Origin of the sequence: Roseomonas genomospecies 6 (assembly GCF_008365375.1) — a bacterium.
Classification (GTDB): Bacteria; Pseudomonadota; Alphaproteobacteria; order Azospirillales; family Azospirillaceae; genus Azospirillum.
In genome coordinates this window covers 255,838-282,162 of the sequence record NZ_QOKW01000005.1, presented here as the reverse complement: position 1 = coordinate 282,162, position 26,325 = coordinate 255,838, and the positions used below count along the sequence as shown (strand labels likewise).

General features: G+C 69.1%; 23 protein-coding genes, 1 tRNA gene and 1 pseudogene. 18 read left to right on the top strand and 7 right to left on the bottom strand.

All coding sequences use genetic code 11. From position 1 onward, the window contains the following. Window positions 1-42: 42 nt before the first annotated feature. Complete coding sequence (gene gltX, locus DS843_RS09485; protein ID WP_149468630.1) at window positions 43-1,401, bottom strand: glutamate--tRNA ligase; 1,359 nt, start codon at window positions 1,399-1,401, stop codon at window positions 43-45. A gap of 86 nt (window positions 1,402-1,487) precedes the next feature. Next, complete coding sequence (locus DS843_RS09480; RefSeq protein ID WP_149468629.1) at window positions 1,488-2,135, bottom strand: hypothetical protein; 648 nt, start codon at window positions 2,133-2,135, stop codon at window positions 1,488-1,490. 406 nt (window positions 2,136-2,541) lie between these two features. Here DS843_RS09480 and ipdC point away from each other — a divergent pair, with 406 nt between their 5' ends. The 4 genes from ipdC to DS843_RS09455 all read left to right on the top strand — a co-directional run bounded on the left by ipdC (window position 2,542) and on the right by DS843_RS09455 (window position 6,054). Further along, complete coding sequence (gene ipdC, locus DS843_RS09470) at window positions 2,542-4,179, top strand: indolepyruvate/phenylpyruvate decarboxylase (RefSeq protein ID WP_149468627.1); 1,638 nt, start codon at window positions 2,542-2,544, stop codon at window positions 4,177-4,179. A gap of 95 nt (window positions 4,180-4,274) precedes the next feature. Beyond that, on the top strand, window positions 4,275-4,943 hold the full coding sequence (elbB, locus tag DS843_RS09465; protein WP_149468626.1) for an isoprenoid biosynthesis glyoxalase ElbB: 669 nt from the start codon (window positions 4,275-4,277) through the stop codon (window positions 4,941-4,943). A 144-nt stretch (window positions 4,944-5,087) separates the two neighbouring features. Next, window positions 5,088-5,657 carry a hypothetical protein gene (locus DS843_RS09460; RefSeq protein WP_149468625.1) on the top strand — a complete coding sequence of 190 codons (570 nt, stop codon included), beginning with the start codon at window positions 5,088-5,090 and terminating at the stop codon, window positions 5,655-5,657. Window positions 5,658-5,814: 157 nt separating this feature from the next. After that, window positions 5,815-6,054: a hypothetical protein gene (locus DS843_RS09455; protein ID WP_149468624.1), complete on the top strand. Its 240-nt coding sequence runs from the start codon at window positions 5,815-5,817 to the stop codon at window positions 6,052-6,054. 64 nt (window positions 6,055-6,118) lie between these two features. Here the strand turns inward: DS843_RS09455 and DS843_RS09450 are convergent, their stop codons facing one another. Further along, on the bottom strand, window positions 6,119-7,783 hold the full coding sequence (locus tag DS843_RS09450; RefSeq protein WP_149468623.1) for an NAD+ synthase: 1,665 nt from the start codon (window positions 7,781-7,783) through the stop codon (window positions 6,119-6,121). A 156-nt stretch (window positions 7,784-7,939) separates the two neighbouring features. Between DS843_RS09450 and DS843_RS09445 the strand changes: the two genes are divergently transcribed. From DS843_RS09445 to DS843_RS09435, 3 genes are all read left to right on the top strand, one after another. Then, window positions 7,940-9,508, top strand: a complete 1,569-nt coding sequence (locus DS843_RS09445; RefSeq protein ID WP_149468622.1) for an FAD-dependent oxidoreductase — start codon at window positions 7,940-7,942, stop codon at window positions 9,506-9,508. Between the two features lie 126 nt (window positions 9,509-9,634). Next, the gene (locus tag DS843_RS09440; RefSeq protein ID WP_149468621.1) at window positions 9,635-10,630 is read left to right on the top strand and encodes a hypothetical protein; all 996 of its coding nucleotides are present in this window, start codon (window positions 9,635-9,637) and stop codon (window positions 10,628-10,630) included. 116 nt (window positions 10,631-10,746) lie between these two features. Next, complete coding sequence (locus DS843_RS09435) at window positions 10,747-11,166, top strand: nuclear transport factor 2 family protein (protein ID WP_149468620.1); 420 nt, start codon at window positions 10,747-10,749, stop codon at window positions 11,164-11,166. A 31-nt stretch (window positions 11,167-11,197) separates the two neighbouring features. On the opposite strand, the gene DS843_RS09430 is transcribed toward DS843_RS09435, so the two are convergent. The 3 genes from DS843_RS09430 to DS843_RS09420 all read right to left on the bottom strand — a co-directional run bounded on the left by DS843_RS09430 (window position 11,198) and on the right by DS843_RS09420 (window position 15,282). Beyond that, window positions 11,198-12,349 (bottom strand): serine hydrolase, encoded by a 1,152-nt coding sequence (locus tag DS843_RS09430; protein WP_286192021.1) that lies wholly within the window; start codon window positions 12,347-12,349, stop codon window positions 11,198-11,200. Window positions 12,350-12,502: 153 nt separating this feature from the next. Next, entirely contained in the window at window positions 12,503-14,194 is a 1,692-nt protein-coding gene (locus DS843_RS09425; protein WP_149468618.1) for a glycosyltransferase family 39 protein, read from the bottom strand. After that, window positions 14,191-15,282: a glycosyltransferase family 2 protein gene (locus tag DS843_RS09420; protein ID WP_149468617.1), complete on the bottom strand. Its 1,092-nt coding sequence runs from the start codon at window positions 15,280-15,282 to the stop codon at window positions 14,191-14,193. The genes DS843_RS09425 and DS843_RS09420 overlap by 4 nt, the downstream gene beginning before the upstream one ends. 412 nt (window positions 15,283-15,694) lie before the next feature. On the opposite strand from DS843_RS09420, the gene DS843_RS09415 reads away from it, so the two are divergent. The 8 genes from DS843_RS09415 to DS843_RS09380 all read left to right on the top strand — a co-directional run bounded on the left by DS843_RS09415 (window position 15,695) and on the right by DS843_RS09380 (window position 24,191). Next, window positions 15,695-17,704, top strand: coding sequence for a HAMP domain-containing methyl-accepting chemotaxis protein (locus DS843_RS09415; protein ID WP_149468616.1), 2,010 nt, complete (start codon window positions 15,695-15,697; stop codon window positions 17,702-17,704). A 119-nt stretch (window positions 17,705-17,823) separates the two neighbouring features. After that, on the top strand, window positions 17,824-18,462 hold the full coding sequence (locus DS843_RS09410; RefSeq protein WP_149468615.1) for an elongation factor P hydroxylase: 639 nt from the start codon (window positions 17,824-17,826) through the stop codon (window positions 18,460-18,462). A 51-nt stretch (window positions 18,463-18,513) separates the two neighbouring features. Beyond that, on the top strand, window positions 18,514-19,680 hold the full coding sequence (locus tag DS843_RS09405; protein WP_149468614.1) for an ABC transporter substrate-binding protein: 1,167 nt from the start codon (window positions 18,514-18,516) through the stop codon (window positions 19,678-19,680). Between the two features lie 22 nt (window positions 19,681-19,702). Next, entirely contained in the window at window positions 19,703-20,617 is a 915-nt protein-coding gene (locus DS843_RS09400; RefSeq protein ID WP_149468613.1) for a branched-chain amino acid ABC transporter permease, read from the top strand. 266 nt (window positions 20,618-20,883) lie between these two features. Beyond that, window positions 20,884-21,903: a branched-chain amino acid ABC transporter permease gene (locus DS843_RS09395; protein ID WP_149468612.1), complete on the top strand. Its 1,020-nt coding sequence runs from the start codon at window positions 20,884-20,886 to the stop codon at window positions 21,901-21,903. Further along, window positions 21,900-22,658, top strand: a complete 759-nt coding sequence (locus DS843_RS09390; protein WP_286192020.1) for an ABC transporter ATP-binding protein — start codon at window positions 21,900-21,902, stop codon at window positions 22,656-22,658. The genes DS843_RS09395 and DS843_RS09390 overlap by 4 nt, the downstream gene beginning before the upstream one ends. Beyond that, window positions 22,658-23,359 (top strand): ABC transporter ATP-binding protein, encoded by a 702-nt coding sequence (locus DS843_RS09385; RefSeq protein ID WP_149468610.1) that lies wholly within the window; start codon window positions 22,658-22,660, stop codon window positions 23,357-23,359. Before DS843_RS09390 ends, DS843_RS09385 begins: the two co-directional genes overlap by 1 nt. After that, the gene (locus DS843_RS09380) at window positions 23,349-24,191 is read left to right on the top strand and encodes an alpha/beta hydrolase (RefSeq protein WP_149468609.1); all 843 of its coding nucleotides are present in this window, start codon (window positions 23,349-23,351) and stop codon (window positions 24,189-24,191) included. Before DS843_RS09385 ends, DS843_RS09380 begins: the two co-directional genes overlap by 11 nt. A gap of 64 nt (window positions 24,192-24,255) precedes the next feature. Here the strand turns inward: DS843_RS09380 and DS843_RS09375 are convergent. Further along, window positions 24,256-24,345 (bottom strand) — tRNA-Ser (locus DS843_RS09375). Between the two features lie 209 nt (window positions 24,346-24,554). Between DS843_RS09375 and rplU the strand changes: the two genes are divergently transcribed. The 3 genes and pseudogenes from rplU to obgE all read left to right on the top strand — a co-directional run. Continuing rightward, entirely contained in the window at window positions 24,555-24,872 is a 318-nt protein-coding gene (gene rplU / locus DS843_RS09370) for a 50S ribosomal protein L21 (protein ID WP_149468678.1), read from the top strand. Between the two features lie 33 nt (window positions 24,873-24,905). Then, a complete protein-coding gene (gene rpmA, locus DS843_RS09365) occupies window positions 24,906-25,184 on the top strand; it encodes a 50S ribosomal protein L27 (protein ID WP_149468608.1) in 279 nt (92 codons plus the stop codon). A 148-nt stretch (window positions 25,185-25,332) separates the two neighbouring features. Further along, window positions 25,333-26,325: pseudogene (obgE, locus tag DS843_RS09360) on the top strand (GTPase ObgE); the annotation flags it as partial.

Sequence of the window (26,325 nt, the reverse complement as noted above, 5' to 3'; positions counted from 1 at the left end):
CCCCCGCCCAGCGGAGGAGGGTCGGGGTGGGGGTAAGGACTCTTACGCCGTCTCTCCCGCGAGGCGCTTTTCCGCGCGGGTGCGGCCGATCAGGGGTAGCAGGTTCTTCAATTCCGGTCCATGGTCCCGCCCGGTGAGGGCGCGGCGCAGGGGGAGGAACAAATCCTTGCCCTTCCGCCCCGTCTTCGCCTTCACCGCTCCCGTCCAGGCACCCCAGGTGGAGAGGTCCCAGGGCTCCTCCGGCAGCAGGGCCGCCGCTTCGGCCAGGAAGGCGGGGTCGTCCGCCACCGGGGCGACCGGGGCATGGGTCACCGCCCACCAGTCCCGGGCCTCCGCGACGCGCGACAGGTTGGGGCGCACCGCCTCCCAGAAGGCGGCGTCGGCCTCCGCCAAACCCAGCGCGGCCAGCTCCCCGGCGACCCGCTCGAAGGGCAGCAGGTGGAGGATGCGGGCGTTCAGCCGCAGCAGTTCCTCCGGGTCGAATTTCGGGGTGGCGCGGGACACCTTGGCGATGTCGAATTCGGCCACCAGCTCGTCCAGCGTCAGCCGCGGCTCGATGGCGTCGGAAGTGCCGAGCTTGGCGAGCAGGCTGGCCAGCGCCATCGGCTCGATCCCCTCCTCCTCGCGCAAGGACGCCACGGACAGGCTGCCCAGCCGCTTGGACAGGCCCTGCCCCGCCGCGTCGGTCAGCAGCGGCAGATGGGCGAAGACGGGGACCGCCCCGCCGCCCTCAATATTCTTCAGCGCCTCGAAAATCTGGATCTGCACCGCCGTGTTGGCGACGTGGTCCTCGCCCCGGATGACATGGGTGATGGCGAGGTCGGCGTCGTCCACCACGCTGGTCAGCGTATAAAGCGGGCGCCCGTCCTCGCGGATCAGCACCGGATCGCTGAGCGCTGCACCCTCGAAATGCACCGGTCCGCGCACGAGGTCGGTCCATTCGACCGGCGCGTGCTCCAGCTTGAAGCGCCAGTGCGGCTTGCGCCCCTCCGATTCCAGGCGGGCGCGGTCGGCGTCGGTCAAGCGGAGCGCGGCGCGGTCGTAGATCGGCGGACGGCCCTGCGACACGAGGCTGGCGCGCTTGAGGTTCAGCTCCTCCGGCGTCTCGTAGCAAGGGTAGAGCCGCCCGGCGGCCTTCAGCGCCGCCGCCACTTCGTCGTAGCGGCCATAGCGGTCGCTCTCGCGCGCGAAGCGGTCCCAGGTCAGGCCGAGCCAGGTCAGGTCCCGCTCGATCCCCTCCGCGTATTCGGGCTTGGACCGTTCCTCGTCCGTGTCGTCCATGCGCAGCAGGAAGCTGCCGCCCGCCTTGCGCGCGAACAGCCAGTTGACGAGCGCGAGGCGCACGTTGCCGACATGCAGGAGACCGGTCGGGCTGGGGGCGAAGCGGACGGCGACGGACATACGGGCATCATTCGAAAGTCGGGACAGGGCGGCAGTCGTAGCACGCCCCGCGCCGGCCCGAAAGACACCCTGCGGAAAGACGCCCATCAGGGCGCGCAGTAATCCTCCGGTTTCACGATCTCGGTGACCGTCACGACCGTCTTGTCGGGCACCACATATTCCTGCACGCCGCGGATGTCCGCCGCCGCCGGGTCCCAGTTGTAGGTGTAGCCCAGCCGCGTCCAGGGATAGCCGGTGCCGCTCATCGCCGGGTCGCGCTTGTAGGAGAAGACCATCTGGTTGGCGAACCAGGAGACGTAGGCCCCCTGGCTGTCGGCCACCTTGATCTGGTTGCCGCACTGGGTGGCCGCGGTGTCGGGGTTGGCGCAGGGGCGGAAGATGCCGGTCTGGGTCGGACCGTTGGCCTGCTTCTCGATGGTGAAGCGGACGAAGCGCTCGTTGCGGTTGGCCTCCGTCGCCGGCTTCAGGCCCAGAAGCTGGTGCAGCTTCTCCAGCACCTGCCCGCGCGGGAAGTTGCGGCAGATGGTCTGCAGTTCCGGCTCCACCGAGATCCACTGGCCATAGGGGCTGTCGATGGTCACCGGCTGGCCCTCCTTCCCCTCCGCCCAGGTGGTGTTGCCGGTCAGGGACAGGGCGCGGACGGGATAGGCCAACGGCGCCAATGGCCGGACGTTCGCCTCCTGAAAGACGGCGCTGCGGTCGATGGCCTGATCGTACAGCGCACGCTCGGCCACCGGACTGTCCGACGCGCATCCGTAGAGTGCAAACACACAAACGAATGAGAGAACATACGACTTGTTCATGAATTGGCCGCCATCTCTAAGTTGAGAAATCGACCATAGCACAGCAATCTGGGCAGGCCATATCCCCCCTCTCCCGCCCCGGGAGAGGGTGCCCGCGAAGCGGGCGGGTGAGGGTTGTCCAAGGATCGGGTGCCAACCGGTTGCCGGCACCCTCACCCTTCCCGCGCGTCGCGCGGGCCCCTTCCCTCTCCCGGGGCGGGAGAGGGGATCTCATAATTTCCTGCGCGAATGGATGGTTTCGAATGAAACAAATCTTGCGCGCGGCGGTGCGCAAGGCGATGCTGTCCCCATGTGCGGATCACGAATCCGCGAAACCAATCGGAACGGGAGAGCGGCCATGAAGCTGGCCGAAGCCCTGCTGCGCGCGCTGAAGGATCGCGGCGCACAGGCCATGTTCGGGATTCCGGGCGATTTCGCCCTGCCCTTCTTCAAGGTGGCGGAGGAAACGCAGATCCTGCCGCTCCACACGCTGAGCCACGAACCGGCGGTGGGCTTCGCGGCGGACGCGGCGGCGCGCTACAGCTCCACGCTGGGGGTGGCGGCGGTCACCTACGGGGCGGGCGCCTTCAACATGGTGAACGCGGTGGCCGGCGCCTACGCCGAGAAGTCGCCGGTCGTCGTCATCTCCGGCGCGCCGGGCACGACGGAGGGCAACGCCGGCCTGCTGCTGCACCACCAGGGCCGCACGCTGGACACGCAGTTCCAGGTGTTCAAGGAGATCACCGTGGCCCAGGCCCGGCTGGACGACCCGGCCAAGGCCCCGGCGGAGATCGCCCGCGTTCTGGGCGCCGCCCGCGCCCTGTCGCGCCCGGTCTATCTGGAAATCCCCCGCAACATGGTCAACGCGGAGGTCGAGCCGGTGGGCGACGACCCCGCTTGGCCGGTGGACCGCGACGCGCTGGCCGCCTGCGCGGACGAGGTGCTGACGGCCATGCGCTCGGCCACCTCGCCGGTGCTGATGGTCTGCGTGGAGGTCCGCCGCTACGGGCTGGAGGCCAAGGTGGCGGAGCTGGCGCAGCGGCTGGGCGTGCCAGTGGTGACCACCTTCATGGGGCGCGGCCTGCTGGCCGACGCGCCGACCCCGCCGCTCGGCACCTACATCGGCGTGGCGGGCGACGCGGAGATCACCCGGCTGGTCGAGGAGTCGGACGGGCTGTTCCTGCTCGGCGCCATCCTCAGCGACACCAATTTCGCGGTGTCCCAGCGCAAGATCGACCTGCGCAAGACCATCCATGCCTTCGACCGCGCGGTGACGCTGGGCTATCACACCTACGCCGACATCCCGTTGAACGGGCTGGTGGACGCCCTGCTGGAACGGCTGCCGCCGTCCAACCGGACGACGCGCGGCAAGGAACCCCACGCCTACCCCACCGGCCTTCAGGCCGACGAGCAGCCCATCGCCCCGATGGACATCGCCCGCGCCGTCAACGACCGCGTCCGCGCCGGGCAGGAGCCATTGCTGATCGCGGCGGACATGGGCGACTGCCTGTTCACCGCCATGGACATGATCGACGCCGGGCTGATGGCGCCGGGCTACTACGCGGGCATGGGTTTCGGCGTTCCGGCGGGCATCGGGGCGCAGTGCGTGTCGGGCGGCAAGCGCATCCTGACCGTGGTCGGCGACGGCGCCTTCCAGATGACCGGGTGGGAGCTTGGCAATTGCCGACGCCTGGGGATCGACCCCATCGTGATCCTGTTCAACAACGCCAGTTGGGAGATGCTGCGCACCTTCCAGCCCGAATCCGCCTTCAACGACCTGGATGACTGGCGCTTCGCCGACATGGCCGCGGGCATGGGCGGCGACGGGGTGCGGGTGCGCACGCGGGCGGAGCTGAAGGCCGCCCTGGACCGGGCCTTCGCCACGCGCGGGCGCTTCCAGTTGATCGAGGCGATGATCCCCCGCGGCGTGCTGTCCGACACGCTGGCCCGCTTCGTCCAGGGGCAGAAGCGCCTGCACGCAACGCCCAGAGAGTAAAGCACGGGGGGAGTAGGCGGAAGCGTGGCCGTGGGGTAGGGTTTCCGGCAACCCTCCCCCAACGGGCGGGACATCGGCACCAAGGAGGAATCACCATGGCGGACAAACCGTTGCGGATCGCGGTCGTGCTCTCGGGCTGCGGCGTCTATGACGGGGCGGAGATCCACGAGGCGGTGTGCACCCTGCTGGCCATCGACCGCGCCGGGGCGGAGGCCGTGTGCTTCGCCCCCAACATCCCGCAGGCCCACGTCGTCAACCACCTGACCGGTGAAGAGGCGGCGGAGACCCGCAACGTGCTGGCCGAGTCCGCGCGCATCGCCCGCGGCAAGGTCGCCGACCTCGCCACCTTCGACGCCGCGTCGGTGGACGCGCTGATCTTCCCCGGTGGGTTCGGCGCCGCCAAGAATCTGTGCGATTTCGCCTTCAAGGGGCCGGACTGCACGGTCAACCCGGACGTGGAGAAGGCCGTGCGCGCCATGCGCGACGCCGGAAAGCCCATCGGCGCCCTGTGCATCGCGCCGGCCATCCTGGCGACGCTGTTCGGGGCGGAGGGAGTCGAACTCACCATCGGTTCCGACGCCGGGACCGCCGCCGCGCTGGAGACGCTGGGGGCGAAGCACAGCGTCACCGGCCATGGCGAGATCGTGACCGACCACCGGCTGAAGATCGTCACCTCCCCCTGCTACATGCTGGACGCCAGCCTCGCGCAGATCGCCGAGGGCGCCGAGAACACGGTCCGCGCGCTGATCGGGCTGGCCCGCTAAGCTCTTGTCGCGACTGCGCTTAAGGCCAAGGTGCCGAAGCGGGATACCCCCTTCGGCACCGCCGCGCCGCAACAATTCGTTAACCATAAAAGCCCACCCTGTCCCTGCTTTCGGGCGAAATTGATTTCAGGGACGAGGACGGCGATGACCTGCATTGTTGGCTTGGTGGACGGCGATCGTGTGTGGATGGGCGGTGACAGCGCGGGCGTGAACGGCCTGGACATCACCGTGCGCGCGGACACCAAGGTGTTTCGCAACGCCGACATGCTGATCGGCTTCACCAGCAGCTTCCGCATGGGCCAGCTTCTGCATTACCGGCTGGAGCCGCCGCACCGCGACGCCGAGGCCGACGTCTTCCGCTACATGGTCGTCGACTTCGTGGACGCCGTGCGCGGTTGCCTCAAGGACGGCGGCTATGCTCACCGCTCCAACGACGTCGAGACCGGCGGCACCTTCATGGTGGGCTACGAGGGACGGCTCTTCTCCATCCAGTCCGACTATCAGGTGGGCGAGGCCGTGCGCGGCTATCACGCCATCGGGTGCGGGGCGGACTACGCGCTGGGCTCGCTCGCCTCCACGGCCGGCCTGCCGGCGGAGGAGCGGGTGCTGAAGGCGCTGGAATGCGCCGAGCTGTTCAGCGGCGGCGTGCGCGCGCCCTTCACCATCCAGTCGATGGTCCGCCGCCCGCATCTGGCGCTGACCGAAGCGGCGTAAAGCCACAATAGAATTCAGGACTTCCCGCGCCGTTTTCGCCATCCGGCAAGACGGCGCGAAGTCGTGTCCGCGTTTCAGCAAAACATGGTATAGGGACGCCGCTCCGTCCCAAAGAGATGGAGAGCAAGAAGACCATAAAAACGGTGGGTGTTAGAGAATGGTAGACCAAACTGTTGGCGCCGCTGATCGTTTGATCGGCGAAGAGTCTCGCGAGATCTCGGGCCGAGTCCATGGCCTTCCGGCCTACTGCAATTCGCCTTACTTCGTGTTCCCGGCGATGATCCTTCTGCTGATCATGCCGCTGGCGATCCTTTTCCACCCGTCCTGGATCGTTCCGCTGGCCGAGCTTTACGCGGTCGGCATGATGGTGACGATCATCCGCCTGACGCGCGGGTGAGGGAGCTTATCCCCTCCCCCGCCCAGCGGGGGAGGGTTAGGGTGGGGGCTCGTCTCAAGCCTCGTCACGCAATACTCCCGAACCCGTTCGTGATCGGATAGCGCCGCTCGCGGTTGAACAGCCGCCGGGTGATCTTCGGCCCCGGAGGCGCCTGGCGGCGCTTGTATTCGGCCAGATGCAGCATGCGCCAGACCGTGTTCACCAGCTCCGGCGCGTGGCCGCGGGCGACGATCTCCGGAACGCCGAGGTCCTGCTCCACCAGACACCGCAGGATGTCGTCCAGCTCGTCGTAGGGCGGCAGCGTGTCCTGGTCGGTCTGGCCGGGCTTCAGCTCCGCGGTCGGGGCCTTGACCAGCACGCGCTCCGGAACGACGCGGCCCGCCGGGCCGAGAGCGCCCTCCGGCACATGCTCGTTCCGCCAGCGCGAGATCGCATAGACCGTCGTCTTGTAGACGTCCTTCAGCACCGCATAGCCGCCGCACATGTCGCCGTAGAGCGTGGCGTAGCCGACCGACATCTCCGACTTGTTGCCGGTGGACAGCACCATGGCGCCGAACTTGTTGGACAGCGCCATCAGCGTGATCCCGCGCGACCGCGACTGGATGTTCTCTTCCGTGATGTCCGGGTCGCGCCCCGCGAAGGCGGGCCGGAGCATCCGGTCGAACGCCTCCATCGCCGGGACGATGGGAACGGTGTCCAGCTTGCAGCCCAGCAGTTCCGCCGACTCCGCGGCGTCGTCCAGGCTCTCCTGCGAGGTGTAGGGCGAGGGCATCATCACCCCGTGCACCCGGTGGGCGCCCAGGGCGTCCACCGCGATGGCCGCCGACAGCGCCGAGTCGATGCCGCCTGACAGGCCCAGGATCACGCCGGGGAAGCGGTTCTTGTTCACATAGTCGCGCAGCCCCAGCACCAGGGCGGCGTAGACGGATTCCAGTTCCTCCACCGGGGCGATGCGCTCCGCGTCGGGGCAGTGCCAGACGTCGTCGGCGCCGCGTTCCCAGCGGGTGACCAGCAGATGCTCGGCGAAGGCCGGGGCCTGCGCCACCAGACGGCGGTCGGCGCCCAGCGCGAAGCTGGCGCCGTCGAAGACCAGCTCGTCCTGCCCGCCCACCTGGTTCACGTAGAGCAGCGGCAGCCCCGACTCGGTGACCCGCTGCACGGCGAGCTGGACGCGCTGGTCGTGCTTGCCGACCTCGAACGGGCTGCCGTTGGGCACGACCAGGATTTCCGCCCCGCTTTCCGCCAGCGTCTCGATCACGTCGGCGGACCACATGTCCTCGCAGATCGGAACGCCCAGCCGCACGCCGCGGACGTTGATCGGGCCGGGCAGCGGGCCGGGGACGAAGACGCGCTTCTCGTCGAAGACCCCGTAGTTCGGCAGGTCCACCTTGAAACGGGTCGCCGCGACCGTGCCGCCGTCGAGCAGAAGGGCGGTGTTGTAGCACCTGCCGCCGTCGCGCCACGGCGCGCCGACCAGCAGGGCCGGACCGCCGTCCGCCGTCTCCGCGGCGAGATCGCGCACCGCCTGTTCCACCACGTCGAGGAAGAAGGGCTTCAGCACCAGATCCTCCGGCGGGTAGCCGGTCACCACCAGCTCCGGACAGACCATCAGGTCGGCGCCGCGCGCGGCGGCCTCAGCCCGCGCGTTGCGGATGCGGTCGATGTTGGCCGCGACGTTGCCGACGGTCGGGTTGATCTGGGCCAGCGCGATGGAAAGGCGGTCGGTCATGGCGTCGTCGTCCGTTGAAGCGGCGGATCGGCGACACCGTAGCAGCCCGAGGCGGTAGGCGGAAGAAGCAGCCGGAGGCGGGACGCGGAACCGCCCCGCGGCGCCTCGTGTTGCCAGGATGACGGATGCCAACCGCCAACGGAAGGAGGACCGGTCATGCAAAGTCCTGGGCAGAGTTCCGGCGCGACGACGTCCGTCTGGATGGACCGCGGCGGGGCGGCGATGCCCGCCGGGACCGTCGCCCCCACCGCGGCGGCCCTGGGCGCGCTGCGGCCCGACGTGATCGTCGTCGGGGCGGGCATCGCCGGGGTCACCACGGCCTATCTGCTCCAGCGCTCCGGCAAATCGGTGCTTCTGCTGGATGACGGGCCGCCCGGCAGCGGCGAGACCGGGCGCACGACGGCGCACCTGTCCAACGTCATCGACGACCGCTTCACCGAGATCGAACGGCTGCACAGCGAGTCCGGCGCCCGCATGGCCGCGGACAGCCACGGCGCGGCCATCGACACCATCGAGCGGATCGCCCGCGAGGAGAACATCGACTGCGGCTTCGCCCGCATCGACGGCTATCTGATGCTGGCGCCGGGGCAGGACCCCGCCCTGCTGGACCGGGAACGCGACGCCGCCCGCCGCGCCGGGCTGGACGATGTGGAGCGGCTGGACGCCCCGCCCATCCAACACCCCGGCCCTTGTCTGCGCTTTCCCCGGCAGGGGCGCGTCCACGCGCTGGACTATCTGGCCGGGCTGACTCGCGCCTTCCTGGCGCGCGGCGGGACGCTGGTCACCGGGGCGCATGTCTCCGCGGTCCGGCAGGACGGGGAGCGCGCGCGGGTGGAGGCCGGACCGGACCACGCGACGGTCGAAGCCGCCGCGGTGGTCGTCGCCACCAATTCCCCGATCAGCGACCGCTTCGCCATCCACACCAAGCAGGCGCCCTACCGCACCTACGCGATTTCCCTGCGGGTGCCGAAGGGCAGCGTGCCCGACGCCCTCTATTGGGACACGCTCGACACCTATCATTATGTGCGGCTCCAGCCGGAGGCGGACCATGACCGTCTGATCGTCGGCGGCGAGGACCACAAGACCGGCGAGGCCCGCGACATGGCGGAGCGCTGGGACGCGCTGGAAAGCTGGGCCCGCGCGCATTTCCCCCAGGCCGGGGCGGTCGAGCACCGCTGGTCCGGGCAGGTGATGGAGCCCTTCGACGGGCTGGCCTTCATCGGCCCCGACCCGGCCTATGGCGGGCGCGTCTTCGTGGCCACCGGCGACAGCGGCATGGGCATGACCCACGGCACCATCGCCGGGCTGGTCCTGTGCGAGCTGATCCACGGCAGCGGCAGCCCCTGGGCCGCGCTGTACGATCCCGGACGGAAGATGACCAGCAAGCTCGGCACCTACCTGCGCGAGAACCTGGATGTGGCGCGCCATTTCCTGCCCTACGTCCAGGGGCCGGAGGTGGAGGGGGAGGACCGCATCGAACCCGGCCAGGGCGCGGTTCTGAAGTCGGGCGTCTGGCCCGTCGCCGTCTTCCGCGACGAGTCGGGGGCGCTGCACCGCCGATCCGCCATCTGCACGCATCTGAAATGCGTGGTGCGCTGGAATCCGGGGGAGCGGAGCTGGGACTGCCCCTGCCACGGCTCCCGCTTCGCGGTGGATGGGACGGTCCTCAACGGTCCGGCGACCCAACCCCTCGCGCCCGTGGAGGACTCCGCAAGCAAAAACTGATAAAATCCTGCGAAGCCGAAGGATTTCGACCGCGCGTTGCAGGACCGCTGCGACGAATTAACCTGTGGTAAAGGTTGCGGTACGATCATACCCTCACGGCGAAACGATCACGCGCGGGAGGCGGCGATGTATTACTCGGAACTGTCCGGGCCGACTGGGACGACCAGCACGGCCTTGCAACAAGCGAACAACGCCAAGAAGGCAACCGAGAGCAAGGCCGCGGACGGCGCCAAGGCCGCCAGCACGACCCCCGGCACGGCCGACACCGCGGCCCCGGCGAAAGGCGCCGGCCCGGCCTACACGATCAGCCAGTCCATGGAGAACCTGCTCGACACCCTGTCGGGCAAGAAGGCCCCGGCGGCGGGTGCCGACGGCGCCGATGCCGGTGCGGCGGGCGGTGCGGCGGGCGGCGCCGCCAAGTCCGGCGCCCAGGCCATGGCCGACCGCGCCAAGGAGGCCGAGCGGATCATGCAGTCTGCGCTGGAGCAGTCCAAGGGTCTCGCCGGGCTGTTCGAGAAGGCCATCGACAACATGGCGGGCGACCTCGGCAGCTTGCTGGGCGGGCTGGGCATGTCGGACGACGACGTGAAAGGCGCCGTCGGCGATTTCGGCAGCGCCATGAAGGACAAGCTGAAGTCCATGGATTTCAGCCAGATGACCATGAGCATGGAGGAGGCCCGGTCCCAGTGGTCCATCGAGTCCCGTGGGATGGAACTGACCATCCAGGACGGCGACAAGTCGGTCCGCATCTCCTTCGCCAAGTCCACCCTGGACTTCACCCGTGAGGACCGCGGCCTTCAGGCCACGCTGAACGGCGACGGTTCGGGCAGCGCCATGTTCTCCGCCGCGTCGACCAAGGTGTCGGGCAAGGCCACCGGCATGATCGTCCGCGCCGAGGGCTTCAGCGAGGACGAGATCAAGGGCGTGCTGGAGAAGCTGAACAACGTCGCCTCGAAGGGCGGGATGAGCGGCCTCGGCGCCCTGACCCCGACCAAGAGCGCCGACGGCGTGATGCACCTGAACCTGGACCTGTCGCAGCCCATCGCCGGCCTGACCGATGGCGACGCGAAGTCCGGCGGCGCTCCGGCCGAGGCGTCCCAGAAGGTGGACATCAAGGCCTGACGCATGGGTCGTGCCGGTATGGTCGTCGCGGTCTGTGATAAATCACGCCAACCCTTGCCGTTCGGGCGGTTGCGTGTATAGAAGCGAATCCGAATGTTTCGGAGACCCGTTTCCCAATGATCGACCACGACGCCGTGCTGGCCTCGAACCAGGCTTTCTACCGGGCCTTCACCGAGCGTGACTTCCCCGCCATGGACCGGCTGTGGGCCTCCCGCCTGCCCGTGTCCTGCATCCATCCCGGCTGGACCATCCTGTTCGGCCGGGAGGCGGTGGTGTCGAGCTGGCGGGACGTGCTGCGGGCGCCCCGCGGCCCGGCGGTCCAGGCGCGCAACGAGCGCGTCAGCCTGTATGGCGACACCGCGGTGGTCCTGTGCGAGGAGGTCCTGGGCAACGCCGTGCTGGCCGCAACCAACCTGTTCGTTCGGGAGGACGGCGAGTGGCGGCTGGCCCACCATCAGGCCGGTCCCGTCGCCGAACCGGCGTCGCAGATCCTGTCCTCGTCCGACCGCCCCCCGCCCGGCGGCCTGCTGCACTGACCTGCTGCACTGACGAGGTAAGCTCCGCCCCTCACCGGCGGTCCGCCGCCGCATCCTCCAGATGCCAGATCAGGTCGCCCACCACCCGGTCGGCGGCGATGCGCTCGGGGTCGCTGTTGGTCAGAGCCACCGCCGCCCAGCGATGGGCGCGCGAGAAGGCGATGTAGGCGTTGAAGCCGCCGGTGGACCCGGAATGCCAGAGGATCGGCGTGCCGTCCGCCGCCCAGGCGACGAACCAGCCCAGCGCCATCGCCCCCTGCCCCAGCGCCCCCGGATCGCGCAACGCCCGCCCGTCCACCTGCACCGACTGGGCGAGCGCCAGGGTCGCGGCGGTGTCCGCGTCGCAGGCGGCGGACGCGGAGCAGTCCCCCATGTTGGCGCGCAGCCAGCGCAGCAGGTCGTCGGCGGTCGAATAGAGCCCGAAGGAGGGCTGCATGGCCGGCGCCTCCCAATCCGGCACCACCTGCCCGCGGGCGTGGCCGACCGCCTTGCGGGCGCGCTGCTCCGCGCCGGGCGCCAGGGTGGTGTCCTTCATCCCGAAACGGTCGGTGACGACCCGCTTCAGCAGCGTCTCGTAGGGAATGCCGGAGGCGGTGGACAGGGCTTCCCCCAGCACGGCCATGCCCACGTTGGAATAGCGGAAGCGCGTGCCGGGCGGCACCGGCAGGCTGAAGCCGGACAGCCACATCCCCACCTCCTCCCGCGTCAGGGGCTTGTAGGGGTTGCGCGGGTCCTCCAGACGGTTCCAGGAGAAGCGCGGGGTCTCCGGCACGTTGGGCAGACCCGCCGTATGGGTGGCGAGGTCGAGCAGACGGATCGGCTTGCCGTCGAAATCGGGCGCGTGAACGGGCTTGGGCAGGTGGCGGGCCAGCGGGTCGGTCGGGGCGACGCGCCCGGCGCGGACCAGCTCGGCCAAAATGGTGCCGGTGAAGGGCTTGGTCAGCGAGGCGATCTGGAACAGGGTCCGGCCGTCCGGCGGGCCGCCGTCGGGCCGCCCACTGTCGCCGCGCCCGATCACGATGCTGCGCCCGTCGCGGATGACGCCGACCACGATGCTGCCCGGCCCGGCCTCCGCCAGACGGCGGTCGGCCAGCGCCGTCACCGCCTCCCCCAGCCTGTCCCGGGGCACCGCGTCCGCCGGGGCCGGAGCCGTCGCCCAGACGGTGACCGCAAGAAACGACACGACACCGAGCACCGGCCCCCGCATCCCCAGCCTCCGTCACCGACGCGCTGGGTGAGAGAGTGGGGAGGGGAACCGCCCGCCGGTACGCCCGCGGACGGCGATCACGCCAACGGAGCGGACCGCGCCGGACGGATTAGGCCGGTGACGGGCGGGTCACTCGCTTGGAATCTCCGCCTCCGGCGGGCGGCGGTCCTTCACGATGGTCAGTGGCACGTCGTCGGCGGCGATCTCGATGATCGGCTGCCCGCCGAGCAGGCTGGGGCACTGCTTCACCTGGGTGAAGGCCATGAAGAAGTCGGCCTTGCGCCAATCCAGCCCGGTGCCGTTGACCAGCTTCAGCCAGGGCGGAAGCTCGAAGCGTACGGCCAGCGTGTTGCCGCAGACCGACAGGGTGTACTGGCGCGGCGGCGGCTGGCCACCGTTCTCGCGCTCCACCAGCGCGATCAGCTCGGCCAGCGCCTCGTGCTGGGAATTGCCCCAGTAATCCAGCTCGAACCGGCCCTCGGCGCCCTTCAGCCCGCCGGCGAACTGGTTGTAGTAGACGTACTGGTTCGGGTGCAGGCTGCCGAGCTGCCACGCGTACAGCACGGCCGCCGCGATGGCCGCGGCGGCGTACGCCTGCCCCGTACGCCTGCCCCGCGCATCGGCCAGACTCCACAGACGGTCGAAGGCGATGCCGGCCATGACCGCCATCGGCGGCACCACGAAGAGGAAATGGCGGATGCCGTTGTAGACGGATGGGCGCATCAGCATGAACAGCAGGACCGGCAGGAAGGCGGCCAGTGCCAACGGCACCCAGCGCACCGCGCCGAACGCGCCGTCGACATTCCGCCAGCCTCCGCGCAGCGCCCAGACAACCGTCAGAACCACCGCGGCCACGACCCCCAGCAGCAGCACCTCCGGCAGCTTCACCCCCAGATAGACCGGCAGGTAGAGCGCGGGCGGGGCCGCGGAACTGACCATCTGCCCCATGAACAGCGTCTGGATGTCGATCGGGTAATGCGAGACGACGCGCAGCGCCACCAGCAGGTTCAGCGGCTTCTGCACCGCCCAGGGCCAGAACAGCGCCATCACCCCAAGGGCCAGGGGAATGGCCGGCAGCAGGGTCAGGACGGTCCGCCCGGTGACGCCCAGCGCCGCCCCCAGCCCGCCGCGCCACGCCACCAGGACCACATAGAGCGCCAGAGCGACCGCGAGGTAGAAGCCGGCCAGCACCGCGCCCACCCGGATCGCCAGGGTCAGGCCCAGCATCAGGCCGAACTTCAGAACCGCGCTGCGGCGCGGGGCCGGCATCTGGCCGATGATCCGGGTCGCGAAATAGAGCGTCCACACCATGCCCGCGGCGAAGGGCACGTCCTTGGTGTTGTTGAACATCGCGCCGTAATAGACGCCCGACAGCGCCAGCAGCGCCGCCGCCAGGAACCCTGCCCGCGGACCGGCCAGAAGCCGCGCGTAGCGCCAGCAGCCGGCGATGCCCAGCACGCCGACCAGGGCGCAGAGCAGGTGGCGCGTCTCGTACTCCTCGAAGGGGGAGAACGGGACCAGCAGCGCGGTGACCAGATCGAACAGCCCGCCATACAGGTACAGATCCTTGAAATGGAAGGCGGACCGGTCGGTGAAGCCGGACAGGTAGAAGGACAGAAGCTTCTTGCCGTAGATGTGCTGCACCTCCTCGTCCGTGCTGATTCCGTAATTGCGGAAGGTCAGCGCGGCGAGGATGATCAGGCACAGCAGAAGCGCGCGCGCCATGTCGTCCCACAGGGCGCCGGCCCGGCGCTGGGACAGCAGGCCCGCCGGGGGGGCGGCACCCAGGGGATTCAGGCCGATCGGCGGCATCAGGCTCATGCAGGGCGGTCCTCGATCCCGGGCCGGCGGTGGGCGCCCGGATTGGTCACCGGCGCGGCGGTCTCGTCCTCGAACCCGTGCGCGGAGCGGACGATGTAGAGGGGGCGCCCCTTCACCTCGTTGAACACGCGCCCGATGTAGTCGCCGATGATGCCCAGCGTGAGGAGCTGGATGCCGCCCATGAACAGCACCGCAGCCAGCAGCGATTCGTAGCCGGGCACGTCGATGCCGTAGAACAGGGTGCGCAGAAGGCGCAGCAGGATGTAGACGAAGGCGAAGCCGGAAATCGCCATGCCCACCAGGCTCCACACCCGAAGCGGAAAGGTGGAGAAGGCGGTCAGCCCGTCGAAGGACAGGCTCAGCAGCTTCGTGAACCCCCATTTGGTCTCGCCGCCCGCGCGCTCCCCCTGCTCATAGGGGATGCTGGCCTGCCGGAAGCCGACCCAGGCGAAGATGCCCTTCATGAAGCGCGTGCGCTCCGGCATCCGGTTGATGACGTCCACCACCCGCCGGTCCATCAGCCGGAAATCGCCGACTTCGCGCGGCAGCCGGATTTCCGACAGGTTGTCGAAGATCCAGTAGAAGGCGCGCGCGAACATCCGGTGCTTCAGGCTCTGCCCCACCCGCGCGTTGCGCACGGCGACGATCACGTCGTAACCCTCCCGCCATTTGGCGAGGAACTGGGGTAGCAGCTCCGGCGGGTGCTGGAGATCGGCGTCCATCGGCACCACGGCGTCGCCGGTGGTGTGGCGCAACCCCGCGGACAGGGCCAGCTCCTTGCCGAAGTTGCGCGACAGATCGACCACCTTCACCCGCGGATCGGCGTCGTGCACGTCCAGCAGGCGGTCCAGCGTGTCGTCGCGACTGCCGTCGTTCACGCAGACGACCTCCCATTCCGCGTCCAGCCGGTCGAGCACCGGCACCAGCCGGTCGAACAGCGCCGCGATGTTGGGGCCTTCGTTGTAGAAGGGGATCACCACCGACAGGCGCCCCCGCTTCATGCGGGCGGAGCGCGAGGGCTTCGGGGCGGACGGGGCATCGCCGGCATGGGCGGGTGCCACCAGGGTGGGCGCGTCGGTCAGGGACATGGCCGGCCGTTGGGTCAGATCATCACGAGCCGGGAGGATGGGGTCCGGGCAGGCGTCCCCGGCGGGGCGCTTAGCCCTTTGGCATATAGCACGATACATGGGGATGAGCAAAACGCCTCTATTGTGACCAACCACGGCCTAAGCCGTGACCAGCATGCCGCTGGAACCGGCGCCGGAACGGCCCGTCGCCATGAGCTAACGCCGCGGGCAGGACAAATATTCCAAGCCTCCATCCATCCGCCAGAACCCGGAAGGATAGAAGCCTTCCCAACGGTACACGAAGACTCCGGACGGCCCTGCCCGGAGTCTTCCCCGCCCCTTGCCGGCCGGTTGGCACACTTAATGAATTAGTAATCCGACGCTGCCATGTTTGATGTCTAAACCATCAGCCTCATCCGGAGTTTTCCCGATCATGAGCCTGCTCAACCATCTGCGGGTCGGAACCAAGATCACGGCCGCGAACGCCGGGGTTCTCCTCTTCCTGATCGCCATCGGCGGCGTCGGCGTCCATGCCCTGACGGACGCCAGGGACGGCTTCGCGACCTATCAGACCCTGGCCCGCCAGACCGCGGAGGTCGGGCGCATCCAGGCGACGATGCTGGAGGTCCAGCTTCAGGCCAAGACCTTCCTGCTCACCGGCAGCGAGGAGGCCGCCCATACGGTGGGCACGCTGGCGACCGACCTCGACCAGCGGATCGACGGGGCGAAGGCCCTGTTCACCGAGCCGGCGCTGAACCGCACGGTGACTCAGATGGACGAGGAGCTGACCCGGTACCGCGACGCCTTCACCCGCATCATGGAGTTCCAGGCCACCCGCAACGAGGCGTCGGCGGAGCTTCTGGACCTCGGGGCCAAGATGGAGAAGGCGCTGATCGCCGTGATGGACAGCGCCTATGGGGACGGCGACACCGAAGCCGCCTATCAGGCGGGCATGGCGGCCCGCCATTTCCTGGCCGCCCGCAACCACGCCAACCGCTTCCTGACCGCCGGCTCGGCGGAGACCGCCGACGCCTTCCGCAAGGAGCTTCAGAGCGCGCGCGAACGCGGCAACGCGATGCTGGCCAAGCTGACCGAGCTGGAGCGGCGCCGGGGCGCCTCGTCCTTCCTGGCCTATCAGCGCGTCTTCGCCACCCAGTTCGAGAAGGTGGTCGTCGCCACCACCCAGCGGGACGAGCTGGTCTCGCAGGTGCTGGAAACGCTCGGCCCGACCGTCAACGCGCGGGTGGAGCAGCTCCGCGACGCCAGCGTCCGCCAGCAGGCGGCGCTCGGCACGACCGCCACGGCGAACATCGACGACGCCCGGACGATGACCACCGCCGCCGCCGCGGCCGCCGTCCTGCTGGGGCTGATCTCCGCGCTGCTGATCGGGCGCGGCCTGTCGCGGCCCATCGTGTCGATGACCAGCACGATGACCCGTCTGGCCGGCGGCGACCGCCGGGTGGATGTGCCCGGCCTGGACCGCGGCGACGAGATCGGCGGCATGGCCAAGGCCGTGGAGGTCTTCAAGCACAGCCTGATCGAGGCCGACCGTCTGGCCGCCGAGCAGGCGTCCGAGCATGAGGCCCGCCGCGAGCGGTCGGAGCGGATCGACTCCCTGACCCGTGACTTCGACCGTATGGTGATGGAGGTGCTGTCCCGGGTCTCCGCCGCCGCCACCCAGCTCAACAGCACGGCCCAGGGCATGTCGGCCACGGCGGAGCAGACCACCCGGCAGGCCAGCGCCGTCGCCACCGCCTCCACCCAGGCCACCGCCAATGTGGAGACCGTCGCCGCCGCCGCGGAGGAGCTGTCCAGCTCCATCCAGGAGATCAGCCGGCAGGTCGCCCAGAGCAACGGCATCGCCGGGCAGGCGGTCAGCACCGCCGAGCGGACCGACGCCACCGTGCGCGGTCTGGTCGATGCCGCCCAGCGCATCGGCGAGGTGGTGCAGCTCATCAACGACATCGCCAGCCAGACCAACCTGCTGGCGCTGAACGCCACCATCGAGGCCGCCCGCGCGGGTGAGGCCGGCAAGGGCTTCGCCGTCGTCGCGTCGGAGGTCAAGAGCCTCGCCAACCAGACCGCCAAGGCGACGGAGGATATCTCCGGGCAGATCGCCGGCATCCAGCAGGTCAGCCGCGAGGCCGCCGCCGCCATCGCCGAGATCGGCCGGGTGATCGGCGAGATCAGCCACATCTCCACCACCATCGCCGCCGCGGTGGAGGAGCAGGGTGCGGCCACCCGCGAGATCAGCCGCAACGTCCAGCAGGCCGCCCGCGGCACGCAGGAGGTGTCCGGCAACATCGCCGGGGTGACCCAGGCGGCGGAAGCCACCGGCGACGCCTCCCGTCAGGTGCTGGACGCCGCCGACGGGCTGACCGGAGAGGCGGAGGATCTGCGCGGCTTCGTCTCGCGCTTCCTGACCGACATGCGGGCCGCCTGACGGGCTTCTTCTTCACCCCTCTTCCATCGCGATCTGATGGAAGAGGGGTTTTTCTTGCGCCGCGCCCGTTCCATTGGGCAAATAGGGGCCATTGCGCACCCCGGACCGCCTTTCCCATCATGATCCTGACTCCGATCCCGGCCGAGACGATGCCGGAGGCCCTGGCGACCTTCGAGCGCCTGCTGGCCGGCAAGCCCCTGCCCCTCGCCGCCTTCCGGCGCATCGCCGCGACATGGCCGGTGCCCGGCGGCGTCGACACGCCGGAGCAGCGCGCCGAAGCGGTGCGTCTGGCTCACGCCCACGGCATCGGCACGCTGGACGAGCCGCCGAACGCCTCCTTCATGTGGGACGGGGAAGTCATCCGCACCGACGTCGAGTCCACGGTCATCGTGCATGAGGTCGCCCACTGGCTGGTCGCCGCGCCCGAGCGCCGCGCGCTCTACGACTTCGGCCTGGGGCCGGGGCCGGAGACGACGCTGCGCAAGGAAGCGCGCAGCCAGCAGAAGCTGACCTTCGAGGACTGCATGCACGAGGAGCAGCAGACCTCCCTGCTGGGCGTGCTGTGGGAGGCGGAGCTGGGGCAGCCGGCGATCCTCGCCTTCCTGGAACAGAACTGGATGGAACACTGGGAGCGGGAAAGCACCGCCGCCTTCTTCATCCGCCATGTCGAGGAACTCTTCGCCCGTGGCCTGATCGACGCCGAGGGCCGCCCGTCCACGGCGCGTGATTGGGCGGACGGACGCAAACAGGCCGCCTGAAATTCGCGCTGCCCATAAATCAATCATAATACCTCTGGAGGCTGGACCGTCATGACCCGCAACCTGCTTACGCTGGCCTCCGCGCTGGCCCTGCTCGCCACCCCGGCGGCGGCGGACACGCTGAAGATCGGCATGATCACCACCCTGTCCGGCCCCGGCGCCGGTCTGGGCATCGACATCCGCGACGGCTTCGCGCTGGCGGTGGAGCATGCGGGCGGCAAGCTGGGCGGGCAGGACACCCAGATCATCGAGGCGGACGACCAGCAGAAGCCGGACGTCGCCGTCGGCCTCGCCAACCGCATGGTGGAGCGCGACCGCGTGCCGATCGTGACCGGCGTGGTCTGGTCGAACCTCGCGCTGGCGATGCTGCCGACCCTGGCCGGCGGGCAGACCTTCTTCATCAGCCCGAACGCCGGCCCGTCGCAGTTGGCGGGCGCGCAGTGCAACCCGTACTTCTTCAACGCCGCCTACCAGAACGACCAGATCCACGAGGCCGTGGGCAAGCATGTCCAGGACGAGGGGTTCAAGAAGGTCTATCTGATGGCCCCCAACTACCCGGCGGGCAAGGACGGTCTGGCCGGCTTCAAGCGCTACTACAAGGGCGAGGTCGCGGGCGAGGTCTACACCCAGGTCGGGCAGCTCGACTACGCGGCGGAACTGGCGCAGCTCAAGGCCGCGGCGCCGGACGCCGTCTACGTCTTCTACCCCGGCGGCATGGGCATCAACTTCATCAAGCAGTTCGAGCAGGCCGGGCTGAAGGGCGCGGTGCCGCTGTTCGGCCCCGGCTTCTCCTTCGACCAGGACATCCTGGCGGCGGTCGGCGAGTCCGCTCTCGGCGTCAAGAACTCCGCCCAGTGGAGCCCCGACCTCGACAACGCCGCCAACCGGAAGTTCGTCGCCGATTTCAAGGCCAAGTTCGGGCGCATCCCGTCCATGTACGCCGCCCAGGGTTACGACACGGCGCTGCTGATCGACGCGGCGGTGACGGCGGTCGGCGGCGACCTCAAGGACAAGGACAAGCTGCGGGCGGCGCTGCGCACCGCCAAGATGCAGAGCCTGCGCGGCGAGGTGGCCTTCAACACCAACCATTACCCGATCCACAACATCTACCTGCGCGAGGTGGTGAAGGGTGCGGACGGGGCCGTGACCAACAAGACCGTCGCCACGGTCTTCACCAACCACGCCGACGCCTACGTCAAAGACTGCCCGATGAAGTAAGCCCGACACCGGGGATCTGGGCATGGACGCGCTCCTTCTCGCCGAACAGGGGCTGAACGGGCTTCAGCTCGGCGTGATGCTGTTCCTGATGGCCGCCGGGCTGACGCTCGTCTTCGGCATCATGGACCTCATCAACCTCGCCCACGGCACCTTCTACATGGTCGGCGCCTACCTGACGGCGGCGCTGGTGCCGGTGCTGGGCAGCTTCCCGCTGGCGCTGGCGGCGGCGGTGCTGCTGACGGCGCTGCTGGGGCTGGCGGTGGAGGCGGTGGCGCTGCGCACGCTCTACCGCCGCGACCATCTCGATCAGGTGCTGGCGACCTTCGGGCTGATCCTGTTCTTCAACGAGCTGGTGAAGATCATCTTCGGCCCGGTCCCCATCTTCCTGAACCCGCCCGCGGCGCTGGCCGGGACGGTGGACCTGTTCGGGCTGAAATACCCGGCCTTCCGGCTGGCGATCCTGGCCGTGGGCATCGCGGTGGCGGTGTTCCTGTGGCTGCTGATCGCCCGCACGCGGGTCGGCATGCTGATCCGCGCCGGAGCCACCAACCGCGAGATGGTGATGGCGCTGGGGGTGGACGTCCGGCTGCTGTTCGGGCTGGTCTTCGCGCTGGGCTGCGGGCTGGCCGGGCTGGCCGGCGCCATGGCCGGGCCGGTGCTGGCCGTGCAGGTCGGCATGGGAGAGCAGATCCTGATCCTGACCTTCGTGGTCATCGTGATCGGCGGCATCGGGTCGATCCGCGGGGCGCTGGCCGGCGCCCTGCTGGTCGGCATGGTGGACACACTGGGACGTGCCCTTCTGCCCACCGCCTTCCGTCTGGTGATGGACGCGGCCAACGCCAGCGCCGCCGGGGCCGCGCTTGCCTCCATGGCGATCTACGTGCTGATGGCGGTGGTCCTGGCGATCAAGCCCAAGGGGCTGTTCCCGGCGCATTGAGGGGCGGGATTCCGGGCGGACAACGGAATTCACACGGATTGCACGGATTTTACGGAATCTCTTGAGCGTGCCCGGCGCGTGCCTTGTGGGTCAGCGCGCGCTGAGCACGCTCAAAAAGAAATCCGTGTCATCCGTGTTCAAATCCGTGCAACCCGTGAAGACCCTGTCGTCCACCCGGAATCCCCGACCTTCTGTGTTCAAGCCCGTTCATTTGTGCGAAAAGACGGGCTTACCCATTGGTTGAACGCCCCCCTTTCCGGCCCTCCATGCTCCCGACCGCGACCCGAACAGCCCTGTTCACCCGCCCCCGCATTGCCCTGCTGATCCTGCTGGCCGTGGCGCTGGCGCTTCCCACCGTCGCCGACTGGATGGGGGAGCCCTTCTACGTGCGGCTGGCGACGCGCATCCTGGTCTTTGCGCTGGCGGCGGTCAGTTTGGACCTGATCCTTGGCTTCGGCGGGATGGTCAGCTTCGGGCACGCGGCCTTCGTCGGCATCGGCGGCTATGTCGTCGGCATCCTGTTCGCCCACCAGTCGGACGGATCGACGCTGTTCGGCCTTCCCGGCACGGTGAACGGGCTGATCGTCTGGCCGCTGGCCATGCTGGCGGGGGCGCTCGCGGCCTTGCCCGTCGGGGCGATCTCGCTGCGCACCACCGGCGTGCCCTTCATCATGATCACGCTGGCCTTCGCCCAGATGCTGTTCTACCTGATGACCGGGCTGAAGGCTTACGGCGGCGACGACGGCATCGCGCTGTGGAGCCGCTCCACCCTGCCCGCCCCTCTGAACATCGCCGACCACACGACCTTCTATTACGTGGTTCTGGGGCTCCTGGTGGCCGCGCTGGTTATCGGCTGGCGGCTGGTCAATTCCCGCTTCGGGCGGGTGATCCGCGGCGCCAAGGACAACGAGCGGCGCATGGCGGCGCTCGGCTACCCGGTCACCCGCTACAAGCTCGCCGCCTTCGTCATCGCCGGGGTGCTGGCCGGGCTGGCCGGGGCTCTGCTCGCCAACGCGACGATGTTCGTCGGGCCGCAATATCTGCATTGGAGCCGGTCGGGCGACCTGATCGTGATGGTCGTCCTGGGCGGCATCGGCACGCTGATCGGTCCCGTCCTGGGCGCCGCCGCGCTCCTGCTGCTGGAGGAGTTCGTGCCGGAGCTGATGGACCTCGCCCACGCCGGGCTGGGCGAGCATTGGAAGATCGTGCTGGGTCCGGTGCTGATCCTCCTGGTGCTGTACGCCCGCAAGGGCCTGTGGGGCGTCGTCGCCGGGAGGCGTCCGTGAGCCGCGTCCTGCTCAGCACCGACTCGCTCGTCAAGCGCTTCGGCGGCCTGGCCGCGACCGATGGTCTCTCGCTCTCCGTCGCGGAGGGAGAGCTGCACGCCCTGATCGGCCCGAACGGGGCCGGCAAGACCACCCTGATCGGCCAGCTCTCCGGTGAGTTGCCCCCCGATTCCGGAACGATCCTGTTCGACGGGCGCGACGTGACCCGCCTGCCTGTCCACAAGCGTGCGCAACGCGGGCTGGCGCGCAGCTTCCAGATCACCTCGATCTTCCCCAGCTTCACCGCGCTGGACAATGTGGCGTTGGCGGTGCAGGCGCATGCCGGGCACAGCTTCCGCTTCTGGCGCGACGCCGGGCGCGACCGGCGGCTGGCGGACCCCGCCCGCGCGGTGCTGGAGCGGGTGGGCTTGGGCGCGCGCGCCGACACCCGCGCCGACGCGCTGGCCCACGGCGAGAAGCGGCAGCTTGAACTGGCGATGGCCCTGGCGACCGGGCCGCGGCTGCTTCTGCTGGACGAGCCGATGGCCGGCATGGGGCCGGAGGACTCCGCCCGCATGGTGGAGCTTCTCCAGGAGTTGAAGGGCGGCGTGACGATCCTGCTGGTGGAGCACGACATGGACGCCGTCTTCGCCCTGGCCGATCGCATCACCGTGCTGGTGCGCGGCAAGGACCTCGCCAGCGGCACCCCGGAGCAGATCCGAAACGACCCGGCGGTGCGCGAAGCCTATCTGGGTGACGAGCTGGAGGTCGCCTGATGCTGCGCGTCGCCAACCTGACCGCCGCCTATGGCTCCAGCCAGGCGCTGTTCGGTATGGAGCTGTCCATCGATGCGGGCGAGGCGGTGACGCTGATGGGCCGCAACGGCATGGGCAAGACCACGACCATCAAGGCCATCATGGGCCTCGTGGCGCCGACCGGCGGGTCCATCACCTTCGAGGGCGCGGAGATCGCGGGCCGCCCGCCGCACCGCATCGCGCGGGCCGGCATCGCCCTGGTGCCGGAGGGGCGGCAGGTCTTCCCCACCCTGACCGTGCGCGAGAACCTGATCGCCACCGCCGCCAACCGCTTCGCGCGGCGCGATCCCTGGACGGTGGAGCGGGTCCACGCCCTGTTCCCCCGGCTGGCCGAGCGCGCCGGCAACCTCGCCCGCAACCTGTCGGGCGGGGAGCAGCAGATGCTCGCCGTCGGGCGCGCCCTGATGACCAATCCGAAGCTCCTGATCCTCGACGAGGCGACCGAGGGGCTGGCCCCGCTGGTCCGTCAGGAGATCTGGGACTGCCTTGCCCGCCTGAAGGGCGAGGGGCAGGCGATCCTGGTGGTGGACAAGAACGTGTCCGCCCTGGCCCGATTCGCCGACCGCCACCACGTCATCGAGAAAGGACGGCTGGTGTGGTCCGGCAGTTCCGCCGCCCTGCTGGCCGACCCCACCCTGAAGGAGCGTTATCTTGGCGTCTGACCCTCTCCATTCCGGCATGACCGCCGCCGAGATCGACCGCCAGTACAATTTCCGCAAGCTGGTGCCGGAGCACCCCGCCTATTTCGCCCGCTGGCAGGCGGAGAGCGAGGCGGTGCGCGCCCGGCTCGGCGGACGGTACGACATCCCCACCGGCCCGCACCCGCGCCAGCGCGCGGACGTCTTCCCCGCCGGGGAGGGCGCGCCGGTGCTGGTCTTCATCCATGGCGGCTATTGGCGCGCCCTGTCGAAGGACCTGCATTCCTTCATCGCAGCACCCTATGTGGAGCGCGGGGTGGCGGTGGTCCTGCTCGGCTACGGGCTGTGCCCGGACGTGACGATGGACGAGCTGTGCGGCCACGCCCAGGCCGGTCTGGACTGGGTGTTCGCCAACGCGGACGGCTTCGGCGCCGATTCGCGGCGGGTGGTGGTGTCCGGCCATTCGGCGGGAGGCCATCTGACGGCGAAGCTGGTGTCGGAGAACCGCGACCGCGTGGCCGGCGGCATTCCGATCAGCGGCATCTACGACCTGGAACCGCTTCTGGGCTTCGAGGTGAACGAGCAGTTGCGGCTCGATGCCGACTCGGCACGGCGGCTCAGCCCGATCCACGCCGTTCCCGCCCCGGCCCCGCTGCTGCTGCCGGCACTGGGCGGCCTTGAGACCGACGCGATGCACCGCCAGCAGGCCGACTACGCCCTGGCCTGGGCCGCGCAGGGCAACGCGGTGCGGGAGATCGTGGAACCGGGCGCCGACCATTTCAGCGTGGTGGACCGCTTCGCCGAACCGGGCAGCGCCCTGTTCGAGGCCGCGCTGGCGATGATCAAGGATACTTGAGGCGGAAACGAAAAGGCCTTCCCGGTGGGGAAGGCCTTTTTCTGAGCGTTCGCTCGAATGAGAGTGGCGGATGGGGGGAGATTCGAACTCCCGATACCCTTGCGGGTATGCCGCATTTCGAGTGCGGTGCATTCAACCGCTCTGCCACCCATCCGCTGCCCCGTTTCCGGGGTGGCGCGGAACCTACCCAAAAGCTTTTGGGGATGCAAGCCCTTGTTTGCAGGAAAATGAACGCGAAAATACCACCATGCCTGTTGACTCCCGGTGGCCCATCAGTTAAATCCCCGCTCTCACGAACGGGCTTGCACCTCAAACGGTGGGCGAGCGGCCCTTCCGTTTGTTTTGAGATAGGCAGTGACGACGATGTTTGCAGTGATCCGCACCGGCGGCAAGCAGTACAAGGTCGCCAATGGCGACGTGATCCGCGTTGAGAAGCTCGAGGCCGAGGCCGGCGCTTCCATCACGCTCAATGACGTGCTGATGGTGAGCGACGGCGGCAGCGCCACCGTGGGCACCCCGACGGTGGCTGGCGCTGCCGTGACGGCCGAGGTCGTCGCCCAGGATCGCGGTCCGAAGATCATCGTCTTCAAGAAGAAGCGCCGCCAGAACTACCGCCGCAAGAACGGCCACCGCCAGGACCTGACCGTCCTGCGCATCACCGGGATCAACGGCGCCGCCTGAACGGCCGCCGACCAGTCACAGGAGTAACTCCCCATGGCCCATAAAAAAGCAGGCGGCTCCTCGCGCAACGGTCGCGATTCCGCTGGCCGCCGTCTCGGCGTGAAGCGTTTCGGTGGCGAGAACGTCGTCGCCGGCAACATCATCGTCCGCCAGCGCGGCACGAAGTTCCACCCCGGTGAGAACGTCGGCATCGGCAAGGACCACACCCTGTTCGCCAAGGCGGACGGCACCGTGGCCTTCAAGCACAGCGCCCAGGGGCGCACCTACGTCGCCATCGAAGTGGCGCAGGTCCCGGCGGTCGCGGCCGAGTAATCTCGTCCGGCCCGTACGGTGTGATGGGATAAATCGGGGGTTCGGGCAACCGGCCCCCGATTTTCTTTTGTTGTTCAGGTGGTCACCGCCCCCTTCCCCCGGTTGGAGGACGGTGCGCAAACGGTAAGATTGGCCGGCACGGTCCCCGATGAAGTTCCTCGATCAAGCCAAGGTGTATCTGAAAAGCGGCGACGGCGGCCCCGGCGCCGTGGCCTTCCGCCGCGAGAAGTTCATCGAGTATGGCGGACCGGACGGCGGCAACGGCGGCCGCGGCGGCGACGTCGTGATCGAGGTCGTGGACGGCCTGAACACGCTGATCGACTACCGCTACAAGCAGCATTTCAAGGCGCAGCGCGGCAACCACGGCATGGGCGCCAACCGCAACGGCGCCAAGGGCACCGACGTGGTCCTGCGCGTGCCGGTCGGCACCCAAATCCTGGACGAGGATCAGGAAACCGTGCTGCTCGACCTGACGGAACCCGGCCAGCGCGTCGTCTTCCTGAAGGGCGGCGACGGCGGATTCGGCAACGCCCACTTCAAGACTCCGACCAACCGCGCCCCGCGCAAGTCCCACCCCGGCTGGCCGGGCGACGAGCGCTGGGTCTGGCTGCGGCTGAAGCTGATCGCCGACACGGGCCTGCTGGGCCTGCCGAACGCCGGCAAGTCCACCTTCCTGGCCGCGACCACGGCGGCGAAGCCGAAGATCGCCGACTACCCCTTCACCACGCTGGCCCCCAACCTGGGCGTCGTCCGCGCGGGTGACGAGGAGTTCGTGATCGCCGACATCCCCGGCCTGATCGAGGGCGCGCACGAGGGGCACGGGCTGGGCGACCGCTTCCTCGGCCATGTGGAGCGCACCCGCGTGCTGCTGCACCTGATCGACGGCACGGCGGAGGATGTGGTGCAGTCCTACACCACCATCCGCAACGAGCTGATCGCCTATGGCGGCAACCTTGCCGACAAGTTGGAGATCATCGGTCTGAACAAGGCCGACGCCCTGCTGGACGAAGAGGTCGCGGAGAAGAAGGCCGCTCTGGAGGAAGCGTCGGGCGCGGAGGTGATGGTTCTGTCCGGCGCCACCGGCCAGGGCGTCCAGGCCGTGCTTTACCGCTTGCTCACGCTCATCAAACAGTCCAAGGAA

Excerpts from the sequence above, each read along its gene's own strand:
- DS843_RS09400 (WP_149468613.1), top strand. The coding sequence starts at position 19,703 with ATGGACGCGCTCCTTCTCGCCGAACAGGGGCTGAACGGGCTTCAGCTC.
- DS843_RS09385 (WP_149468610.1), top strand. The coding sequence starts at position 22,658 with ATGCTGCGCGTCGCCAACCTGACCGCCGCCTATGGCTCCAGCCAGGCG.
- DS843_RS09410 (WP_149468615.1), top strand. The coding sequence starts at position 17,824 with ATGATCCTGACTCCGATCCCGGCCGAGACGATGCCGGAGGCCCTGGCG.
- DS843_RS09440 (WP_149468621.1), top strand. The coding sequence starts at position 9,635 with ATGTATTACTCGGAACTGTCCGGGCCGACTGGGACGACCAGCACGGCC.
- rplU (WP_149468678.1), top strand. The coding sequence starts at position 24,555 with ATGTTTGCAGTGATCCGCACCGGCGGCAAGCAGTACAAGGTCGCCAAT.
- gltX (WP_149468630.1), bottom strand. The coding sequence starts at position 1,401 with ATGTCCGTCGCCGTCCGCTTCGCCCCCAGCCCGACCGGTCTCCTGCAT.
- DS843_RS09435 (WP_149468620.1), top strand. The coding sequence starts at position 10,747 with ATGATCGACCACGACGCCGTGCTGGCCTCGAACCAGGCTTTCTACCGG.
- DS843_RS09405 (WP_149468614.1), top strand. The coding sequence starts at position 18,514 with ATGACCCGCAACCTGCTTACGCTGGCCTCCGCGCTGGCCCTGCTCGCC.
- DS843_RS09395 (WP_149468612.1), top strand. The coding sequence starts at position 20,884 with ATGCTCCCGACCGCGACCCGAACAGCCCTGTTCACCCGCCCCCGCATT.
- rpmA (WP_149468608.1), top strand. The coding sequence starts at position 24,906 with ATGGCCCATAAAAAAGCAGGCGGCTCCTCGCGCAACGGTCGCGATTCC.
- ipdC (WP_149468627.1), top strand. The coding sequence starts at position 2,542 with ATGAAGCTGGCCGAAGCCCTGCTGCGCGCGCTGAAGGATCGCGGCGCA.
- DS843_RS09450 (WP_149468623.1), bottom strand. The coding sequence starts at position 7,783 with ATGACCGACCGCCTTTCCATCGCGCTGGCCCAGATCAACCCGACCGTC.
- DS843_RS09455 (WP_149468624.1), top strand. The coding sequence starts at position 5,815 with ATGGTAGACCAAACTGTTGGCGCCGCTGATCGTTTGATCGGCGAAGAG.
- DS843_RS09445 (WP_149468622.1), top strand. The coding sequence starts at position 7,940 with ATGCAAAGTCCTGGGCAGAGTTCCGGCGCGACGACGTCCGTCTGGATG.
- DS843_RS09420 (WP_149468617.1), bottom strand. The coding sequence starts at position 15,282 with ATGTCCCTGACCGACGCGCCCACCCTGGTGGCACCCGCCCATGCCGGC.
- DS843_RS09460 (WP_149468625.1), top strand. The coding sequence starts at position 5,088 with ATGACCTGCATTGTTGGCTTGGTGGACGGCGATCGTGTGTGGATGGGC.
- elbB (WP_149468626.1), top strand. The coding sequence starts at position 4,275 with ATGGCGGACAAACCGTTGCGGATCGCGGTCGTGCTCTCGGGCTGCGGC.
- DS843_RS09425 (WP_149468618.1), bottom strand. The coding sequence starts at position 14,194 with ATGAGCCTGATGCCGCCGATCGGCCTGAATCCCCTGGGTGCCGCCCCC.
- DS843_RS09415 (WP_149468616.1), top strand. The coding sequence starts at position 15,695 with ATGAGCCTGCTCAACCATCTGCGGGTCGGAACCAAGATCACGGCCGCG.